The sequence below is a fragment of the Magnetospirillum molischianum DSM 120 genome (assembly GCF_000294655.1).
Classification (GTDB): Bacteria; Pseudomonadota; Alphaproteobacteria; order Rhodospirillales; family Magnetospirillaceae; genus Phaeospirillum; species Phaeospirillum molischianum.
Genome location: NZ_CAHP01000008.1, coordinates 1 through 8,712 on the forward strand (window position 1 = coordinate 1; position 8,712 = coordinate 8,712).

The following is an 8,712-nucleotide window of genomic DNA, read 5'->3' on the forward strand; positions in this document are numbered from 1 at the left end:
CACCATCGATTCCCTGCGCGGCACCATCGAGATATCCAGCCCGCCCGGCCAGGGAACCGAGATCGCCCTCAGCCTGCCGCTGACGCTGGCGATTATCGACGGCCTGCTGGTCCGGGTCGGCAAGGGCCGCTTTGTCATGCCGCTCTCGGCGGTCGAGGAATGCGTCGAACTGCCCGCCGAGGACGACCGCCACACCGGCCGCAACTTCCTTAACATCCGTGATGAACTGGTGCCGTTCATCCGCCTGCGCGAGTTGTTCGGCACCCAGACCCCGCCCGATCCTTATCAGAAGGTAGTGATCATTTCGTCGGGCGAGCGGCGCATCGGGCTGGTGGTCGATCAGGTTCTGGGCGATCACCAGACCGTCATCAAATCGCTGTCGAAGCTGCACGCCGATGTCGCGAGCTTTTCAGGGGCCACCATCCTGGGCGACGGCACCGTCGCCTTGATCCTCGACACCGCGCACCTCGTCGCCAGCGGCCAGGGCCTGGACCAGCAGAGGAGCGCGTCATGACGGCGGCGGCACCCGGCACCAACAGCACCGATTTCGAAGCGCTGACCCTGGCGCTGGGCGGCGAGATCTTCGCGATCGATGCCAGCATCGTCCACGAGATCCTCGATCTGATCTCGGTCACCGAAGTGCCGGGCGCACGCGATTTCGTCGGCGGCCTGATCAATGTCCGGGGCAAGGTGGTGCCGCTGGCCGATCTGCGGCTGAAATTCGGCATGGAGCGCACGCCCCCCACCCTCGACACGCGGGTGGTCGTCGTCGAAATCAACATCGATGGCGAGACCACCGTGGTCGGGCTGCTCGCCGACAAGGTCTTCGAGGTCACCGAAATCGGTCGGGCCTCAATCGAAAACACTCCTGATATCGGCATGAAATGGCGCGCTGAGTTCATCAAGGGCATCGGCAAACGCGGCACCGATTTCATCGTCATTCCCGACATTGTCCGCCTGTTCACCACGGATTGACCGCGTCATCCGCGATGGGATCATCCAAGAGGGGTTTGGGTCATGCGAATCTCCGTCAAAGTCAAACTGGCCGCAGCATTCGGCGTGGTCATCCTGCTGTTGGTGGTCGCCGCAACTTCGGCTCTCAACGGGCTGTCAGATATCAATACATCTCTCAACAATCTGGTGAATGGACCGGTTAAGCGTCAGTATTTAGTTCAGCAGATGAACCTCAACGCCATAGAACTAATGCGGCAGGAAAAGAACCTCCTTCTCGCCCCAACAGAAGATGATTGGTTGAGGGTTTCTAATAACATTGAATCAAACAGAGAAAAGTTAAATAAAAATGGGGAAGATTATTTTGAGATAGCCTCTGAAGAAGGCAAGAAAAAATATGCCATATTTCGAGAAAACCTTGATTCTTACTATATTATTCAAAATAAAATACGAGAACTGGCCAGAGTACGGTCAAACGACAAGGGATCCAGTTTGACCGGCGGCGACGGGCGCAAGGCGATGAATGCCCTGGTCGAGTCTTTTGGTCCGCTCCTGAATCGGGCTGAAAATGCATCGCAATCCACCCCCGAACATCTTCGAATTGCCCTTCAGGCGCGACGGATCATAACCGATCTACGCACCGCCGAAGGAAGCTTGCGCCAATCGATGCTGACCTCGGATCAGAAGGAAACCGAGGAATATCTCAGCTACGCTCGCGACCAGTCTGTCCAGGCCAGACAATTGTTTGAAACCCTGCGCCGCAGTGTAAACGAAGAAGACCGTCGAATTTTAGAAACCGTCAACGATAAATATTCCGCCATGGAATCAATTTTCGCCAAGACGGTTGAGTTCAGTCTGATGAACACAGAGGCAAAAGGCCTGGCTTTGACCTCTGGCGAGAGCCGGAGAGTTTTCATCTTGCTGGAAAACACCTTGTCGGAATTGGCTGCGTTACAGAATAAGTTCATGGCACAGGCCAAGGTTGATTCCGCTGAAACTTACAGCAGCTTACGCAATCAATTGCTGATCCTGGTCATTGCCTCGATCCTGATCGCACTTGCCGCCGCCTTGTATATCGCCCTGTCGATCTCACGCGGATTGGGTAAGGCAGTCGGGCTTGCTAATTCCGTTGCTATCGGCGATCTCGGGCAGAAGATCGAGGTCAACACCAACGATGAGATCAAGGATCTGGTCAACGCCCTGAATGCAATGACCGCGAATCTACGATCCACCGCCCAGATCGCCGGAGAAATCGCCAAAGGTAATCTCTCGGTAGAAGCCAAGCGCCTGTCCGATAAGGATATTTTGGGCATCGCGCTGGAAACCATGTTGGAGAAGCTGCGCGCCGTCGTCTCCGATGCGATGACCGCCGCCGACAATGTTGCCGCCGGTAGCCAGGAACTGTCCTCGGCCTCGGAACAATTGTCGCAAGGCTCGACCGAGCAGGCTTCCGCCGCCGAGGAAGCCTCGGCCTCAATGGAAGAGATGGCCGCCAATATCAAACAGAACTCGGAAAACGCCACTCAGACCGAGAAGATCGCTCGCCAGTCGGCCAAGGACGCCCAGGTGTCCGGCGAAGCCGTGACCAAGACGGTTTCGGCAATGCAGACGATCGCCGAGAAGATTTCGATCGTTCAGGAAATTGCCCGCCAGACCGATCTGCTGGCGCTGAACGCGGCGGTCGAAGCGGCGCGAGCGGGCGAACACGGCAAGGGCTTCGCCGTCGTCGCCTCGGAAGTCCGCAAGCTGGCCGAGCGCAGCCAGGGAGCCGCCGCCGAAATCAGTTCGCTGTCGTCCGACTCGGTCAAGGTCGCCCGCGAGGCCGGGGACATGCTGTCGAAACTGGTCCCCGACATCAAGAAAACCGCTGAACTGGTTGAGGAAATCAGCGCCGCCTGCCGCGAGCAGGATATCGGTGCCGAGCAGATCAATCAGGCGATCCAGCAGCTTGACAAGGTGACTCAGCAAAACTCGGCGGCGTCCGAGGAAATGGCCGCCACCTCCGAGGAACTGGCCTCACAGGCCGAGCAGTTGCAGGACACCATTTCCTACTTCAGCATCGACGGGCAGGATTCGAATCGCGGACGGCGGGCCCAAACCGCCCGTCAGCATGGCCAGAGCCGCCCATCATCGGCCAAGGCGCGCGCCCCCTCGCTCCAGACCAAACCCAAATTCACCACGCCCAATGGCGGCAAGCCTCGGGGGGTGAAGTTGGATCTAGAAAGCGGCAACCCCGCCGACGATCTGGATTCAGGATACGTCCAGTTCTGACGACGGCAGAGCCGGAGAGCGGCCGTTGCCGCCCTCCGGCTCAATATTCGGGGATGCGATATGACACAGACCGCCGTCACCCGCACAGGGATGCAATATGTCACCATCGGCATCGAGCGTGAGATCTTCGCGGTTGAGGTCGATCAGGTGCGCGAGATTCTTGACCTGAGTCCGCTGTCGCGGGTTCCCAACGCGCCCTCTTTCCTGGCCGGAATGATCGACGTGCGCGGCCAGGGCGTCCCGGTCATCGATCTGCGCACAAAGCTTGGATTGCCCCCGGTGGACCCGACCGAACATACCCGCATCGTGGTTCTTGAAGTGCCGGTGGGGAACCGCCAAATCACGATGGGGATGATTTCCGATCGGGTGATCGAGGTCACCTCCCTCTCGGAACACGAACTGGAGCCGCCGCCAGACGTCGGCGTGCGCTGGCGCTCCGATTATATCCGCGCCATCGGCCGTTCGGGCGGTGCATTTGTGATTGTTTTCGACCTGTCGCGGCTGTTCTCAAACGAGGAGGCCGCTTTGGTCTCCTCCGATATCGAACTGATTACGAACGACTGACCAGGATTTTGCCGATGGAAGAATACGTCCCCCCGACCGATCATCTGTCCGACCGCGATTTCCGCCGCCTTGGCGAATTAATTCAAAATTATTGCGGCATCCGAATGCCCCCCGTCAAAAAAACGATGGTCGAAGGGCGGTTACGGCGGCGAGTCCGGGCGCTGGATCTGGCCAGCCTAGACGATTATTGCCGCCGATTGTTCGACGGCGGTGAACTCGGATCGGAAATGGTCGAACTGATTGACGCCGTAACCACCAACAAAACCGAATTCTTCCGCGAGATCGAACATTTCCGCTTTCTGACCGCCAAGGCTCTTCCGCATCTACAGTCTCAGCCGCACCGACCGGGGCGCGACCGGCCGCTGAAAATCTGGAGCGCCGCCTGCTCGATCGGAGCCGAGCCTTATACCCTGGCGATGGTTCTTGGTGAGCATGCCCGCACGATGCGGGATTTCCGCTTCGATATCTATGCGACTGACATCTGCACCGATGTCCTGCAAAAGGCCAAGCTGGGCATCTTTCCCGAAGATATGGCCCGCGAGGTTCCGAACGATCTCGCCAAACGCTATCTGCGCCGTTCGCGCGACCGCGCCCGGCCAACCGTTCGTCTGATCCCCGATCTGCGTCAGCGGGTTCATTTTGGCCATCTGAACCTGATGGATCCCGAGTATCCAATGGATACCGATATGGATGTCATCTTCTGCCGCAATGCCTTGATCTATTTTGACAAAGCGACCCAGAATACTGTTTTGTCAAAACTGTGCCGACATTTACGCCCCGGCGGCTTTCTGATGGTCGGACACAGCGAATCCGTGCTGGGCAGCAGCTTGCCGCTGACCCATGTCACTTCGGCCGTCTTCATGCGGAGCTAGCATTCATGCCCAAACAGATCCGGGTTCTGATCGTCGACGATTCCGCCACCGTGCGCCAGACGCTGAAGAGTATTCTGGAATCCGACCCGGACATCGAGGTAATGGGAGCCGCCGCCGATCCGTTCGCCGCCGCCCGCCTGATCTCGCAGGAGGCTCCCGACGTCATTACGCTCGATGTCGAAATGCCCCGGATGGACGGAATCAGCTTTCTGCGCAAAATCATGAGCCAGCATCCGATCCCTGTGGTGATGTGCTCATCGCTGGCGGAGGATGGTTCGGAAACTCTGATGCAGGCGCTTGAGGCGGGCGCGGTCGATGTGATCCTGAAACCCCGAATCGACACCAAACAATTCCTGATGGAAGCCCATGTCCGCATATGCGACACCGTCAAGGCGGCGGCACAATGCCGTCTGGGTGCCAGACCCCGCCCAGCCACACAACATCAGAGTCGTGGCCCCGCCCCTAAATTGACTGCCGATGCAATGATGCCCGCGCCGCATGCGCCTGCTGGCGGCGCGATGGCCCGGACGACGGAAAAGGTAATCTGTATCGGAGCATCGACCGGCGGCACCGAAGCTCTACGCGAGGTTCTGGAACAACTCCCCGCCGACAGCCCGGCCATCGTCATTGTCCAGCATATGCCTGAAAGCTTCACAGCCGCCTTCGCCCGCCGCCTCGACGGGCTGTGCGAAGTCACGGTCAAAGAGGCACAGGACGGTGACGCGATGTTGCGCGGACGGGTTCTGATCGCCCCCGGCAATCGCCACGCTCTGCTGCAACGGAGCGGTGCCCGTTATCACGTCGCCGTTAAGGACGGGCCGCTGGTGTCGCGCCATCGCCCATCGGTTGACGTCTTGTTCCGCTCCGCCGCCCATTGCGCCGGATCCAATGCGGTTGGTATCATCATGACCGGAATGGGCGATGACGGGGCCAACGGTTTGCTGGAGATGCGCAATGCTGGCGCTTATACTGTCGCTCAGAATGAAGAAAGCTGCATCGTCTTTGGGATGCCCAAGGAAGCAATCGCACGCGGAGCGGCGATGAAGGTCATCCCCCTCAATCAGATTGCGCGCGAGATCGGTCGTCTCGGAACCGAACCAGTCGGATCTGCCCGCTATCAGGAGCACGGCAATGGATAATCTGGCCGCGCGGTCGGACGTGTCCGGCCTGCACGACATCCTGCACGCGCTCGATACACTGAACGCCGAATTGGAACAGTTGGCCGCGCCGAACGAGGCGGCCTTCATCACGCTCGGCGACGCCTTGGCCTCGGCTCGCACTACTCTTTCGACCGGAAGCGTCCAGTTCCACGCCCTATCCGAAATGCTGGATAGCGAAAACGGAAATCGGGCCGAACGGATGATCGCATCCGCGCGCGAGGACATCCTGTCGATTTCGACGGAAACGCGAGAGATCGCCTCTAGCCTAGGCCAACTTGACCAGAGGACCGGCGCGGTCGCAAAGCCGCTCGGTACCCTGGCCAAGATCATCTCGGAAATTTCGGCGCTTGGTATCAATGCCAAGATTCACGCCGCCCAGGTCAACGCCCAGGGGATCGACTTCACCGTCTTCACCAAGGACATCGACCGACTGCAACAATTAGCCGACGACACCATCAAACGGGCGTCGGGTCAGCTTGGCTCGCTTTCGATGGCAATGGCTTCGGCTCGCCTTGCCTCGGACTCGTTCCAGCGCGGCGATGCCGTCGAATTGGAATCCATCGGCACCCGCATGGGCGGACAATTGGCAGAACTCGCAGCACGGCGCGAGACGGTGCGGCGCGCCCTGCCCGATATCGAAAAGCGCACCAGCGTCATTGCAGAACGGGTGTCGCGGTCGATTTCCGCGCTCCAGATCAACGACATGACCAGCCAGCGCTTCGAGCATGTCCGCTCGGCCCTGGCGCTGATGCGCGGATTGACCGCACCGCCCTCGGGAACGGAAACCGACTGGCTGCACGACCTCAACGACGAGCGCAAGCAACAGATACTCGCATCCGTTTGCTCACTACAAGCCCAGCAGATGGAGCGGGCGGTTGCCGATTTCTCTCAGGCGATCCGGGAGTTGAAGGGCAACCTGACCGCCTTGGGCACCGAGGCATCGACCATCCTGACCGAGGCGCAATCCCTGTTCGGCGGCGACAGCGGCGATAAAAGTTTTATCGAGACAGTCGCCACGGACATCGAACGGGCCGCCGTTCTGCTCGATAATTACTGCCAGGCCGACGAGCGGGTACGGATGCTGATCCATCAGGTATCGGAGGTGTTTGCCTGTATTGCCAAGGATTTATCAGCCTTACGCTCGATCGACGCCGACCTGCGGATCATGGGGCTGAACGCCACGCTGAAATGCACCCGGCTGGGTACGTCGGGCCACGCGCTGGGAGTGGTGGCTCAGGAATTACGCGCCTGCTCTCGCCGGACCGAAGAGATCTCGCGGCTGATCGCCGCCGCGATCGATGCCGCTACGGCCGAGGCTCTGGCCCTGGCGGAACGGTCGGAACGCGAACATGCCACCGCTGCGGCGCTGGCGGGCAACATCGCCGAGTCAACCCGGTCGATGCGCACGATCAGTGGGATGGTGGACAAGACGCTGAGCGATCTGATGACGGCCTGCGATCGGGTTTCGCGACTTTTAGGCGAGGCTACCGCCAATTTCAACCTTGAACACAGCCTGGAATCCGGGGTCGGTGTCCTGGTCGGCCGCCTGACCGATCTGGGGCACCAAGCGGCACCCGGCGGAGTTGATCCCGCGGTGGTGCGCGAGGACATTCAGCGGATGCTGGGGCAGCATTACACGATGTCCAGCGAACGGATCATTCACGATATTTTCGCGGATGGGGAGGCATTGTCCTCACCGCCACCAGCCACCGGCGCCTCTGCCGAGTCGGATATTGACGACTTCTTCTTCTGATTCTTCTGATCCGCCCCCCGGAACTCGAAGGCGGGGTTGCCATCCTCTCCCGACTTCCCTAAAAAGGGCGGCTCAATTCCGTCGAGAGGATCAGCCATGCGGGCAGAAATCGAATCGCTCGCCCAGGATATCCGGCGCTCCGTAGCGCTGCTGAAGCGGCACCTCAATTGGGACGAGGCGCTGATGCGGCTGGACGAGCTGAACGCCGCCTCGGAAAACCCCGAATTGTGGAACGATGCCGCCCGAGCGCAGCAGATCATGCGTGAACGCACAGATCTGGACACCGCTATCCAGGGCTGTCGTGCCAGCGAACGCGAACTGGCCGATCTGATCGAGCTGATCGAACTTGGCGAGGCCGAAGGCGATCAGACCGTGATCGACGACGCCGAATCTCAGGTCCGCGCACTAAAAGACCGTGCCCGCAAGATGGAGCTGGAGACCCTGCTTTCGGGCGAGGCCGACCGCAACGATTGCTACATCGAAATCAATGCCGGAGCAGGTGGTACCGAGTCCCAGGACTGGGCCGAGATGCTGCTGCGCATGTATACTCGTTGGGCCGAACAGCACGGTTATAAGGTCGATTGGCTGGAAGAAAGCCCCGGCGAGCAAGCCGGCATTAAATCCGCAACCGTCCGTGTTGCCGGACATAACGCCTATGGCTGGCTGAAGACCGAAAGCGGCGTGCACCGGCTGGTGCGGATTTCGCCCTATGACAGCGCCGCCCGGCGACACACCAGCTTTTCCTCGGTGTGGGTCTATCCGGTGATCGACGACACCATCGATATCCAGGTCAACGAAAGCGACTGCCGCATCGACACTTACCGTGCCTCGGGCGCGGGCGGACAGCACGTCAACAAGACCNATTCGGCAGTCCGCATCACCCACGTTCCCACCGGCATCGCCGCTGCCTGTCAGATGGAACGGTCGCAGCACCAGAACCGCGCTCGCGCCTGGGAAATGCTGCGCGCCCGCCTCTACGAAGCCGAACTGCAAAAGCGCGAAGCCGCCGCCCAAGCGCTCGAAGATCAGAAGACGGAAATCGGTTGGGGCCACCAGATTCGCTCTTACGTGCTACAGCCCTACCAGATGGTCAAGGATCTGCGCACCAACGTTGAAACCTCGGACACACAAGGCGTGCTCG

8 protein-coding genes are annotated in these 8,712 nt (G+C 59.9%); all 8 read left to right on the top strand.

Annotated elements, in window-relative coordinates; genetic code table 11:
* On the top strand, positions 1–514 hold a 514-nt coding region (locus PHAMO_RS01715; protein WP_040566050.1), incomplete at its 5' end, for a chemotaxis protein CheW.
* Positions 511–975 carry a chemotaxis protein CheW gene (locus PHAMO_RS01720; RefSeq protein ID WP_002725803.1) on the top strand — a complete coding sequence of 155 codons (465 nt, stop codon included), beginning with the start codon at positions 511–513 and terminating at the stop codon, positions 973–975. The genes PHAMO_RS01715 and PHAMO_RS01720, both read left to right, overlap by 4 nt.
* A 42-nt stretch (positions 976–1,017) precedes the next feature.
* On the top strand, positions 1,018–3,222 hold the full coding sequence (locus PHAMO_RS01725; RefSeq protein WP_002725804.1) for a HAMP domain-containing methyl-accepting chemotaxis protein: 2,205 nt from the start codon (positions 1,018–1,020) through the stop codon (positions 3,220–3,222).
* A gap of 60 nt (positions 3,223–3,282) precedes the next feature.
* Positions 3,283–3,786, top strand: a complete 504-nt coding sequence (locus PHAMO_RS01730) for a chemotaxis protein CheW (protein WP_002725805.1) — start codon at positions 3,283–3,285, stop codon at positions 3,784–3,786.
* 14 nt (positions 3,787–3,800) lie between these two features.
* Positions 3,801–4,658, top strand: coding sequence for a CheR family methyltransferase (locus PHAMO_RS01735; RefSeq protein ID WP_002725806.1), 858 nt, complete (start codon positions 3,801–3,803; stop codon positions 4,656–4,658).
* Between the two features lie 5 nt (positions 4,659–4,663).
* Positions 4,664–5,797 (top strand): protein-glutamate methylesterase/protein-glutamine glutaminase, encoded by a 1,134-nt coding sequence (locus tag PHAMO_RS01740; RefSeq protein ID WP_002725807.1) that lies wholly within the window; start codon positions 4,664–4,666, stop codon positions 5,795–5,797.
* Positions 5,790–7,571, top strand: coding sequence for a hypothetical protein (locus PHAMO_RS01745; RefSeq protein WP_002725808.1), 1,782 nt, complete (start codon positions 5,790–5,792; stop codon positions 7,569–7,571). Before PHAMO_RS01740 ends, PHAMO_RS01745 begins: the two co-directional genes overlap by 8 nt.
* A gap of 96 nt (positions 7,572–7,667) precedes the next feature.
* Positions 7,668–8,712, top strand: a 1,045-nt coding sequence (gene prfB / locus PHAMO_RS01750; RefSeq protein WP_040566051.1) for a peptide chain release factor 2, incomplete at its 3' end; no start/stop codon positions are given.

What these genes read in the sequence shown, in the direction of transcription:
- PHAMO_RS01720 (WP_002725803.1), top strand. Translation starts at nt 511, where the DNA reads ATGACGGCGGCGGCACCCGGCACCAACAGCACCGATTTCGAAGCGCTG.
- PHAMO_RS01725 (WP_002725804.1), top strand. Translation starts at nt 1,018, where the DNA reads ATGCGAATCTCCGTCAAAGTCAAACTGGCCGCAGCATTCGGCGTGGTC.
- PHAMO_RS01730 (WP_002725805.1), top strand. Translation starts at nt 3,283, where the DNA reads ATGACACAGACCGCCGTCACCCGCACAGGGATGCAATATGTCACCATC.
- PHAMO_RS01735 (WP_002725806.1), top strand. Translation starts at nt 3,801, where the DNA reads ATGGAAGAATACGTCCCCCCGACCGATCATCTGTCCGACCGCGATTTC.
- PHAMO_RS01740 (WP_002725807.1), top strand. Translation starts at nt 4,664, where the DNA reads ATGCCCAAACAGATCCGGGTTCTGATCGTCGACGATTCCGCCACCGTG.
- PHAMO_RS01745 (WP_002725808.1), top strand. Translation starts at nt 5,790, where the DNA reads ATGGATAATCTGGCCGCGCGGTCGGACGTGTCCGGCCTGCACGACATC.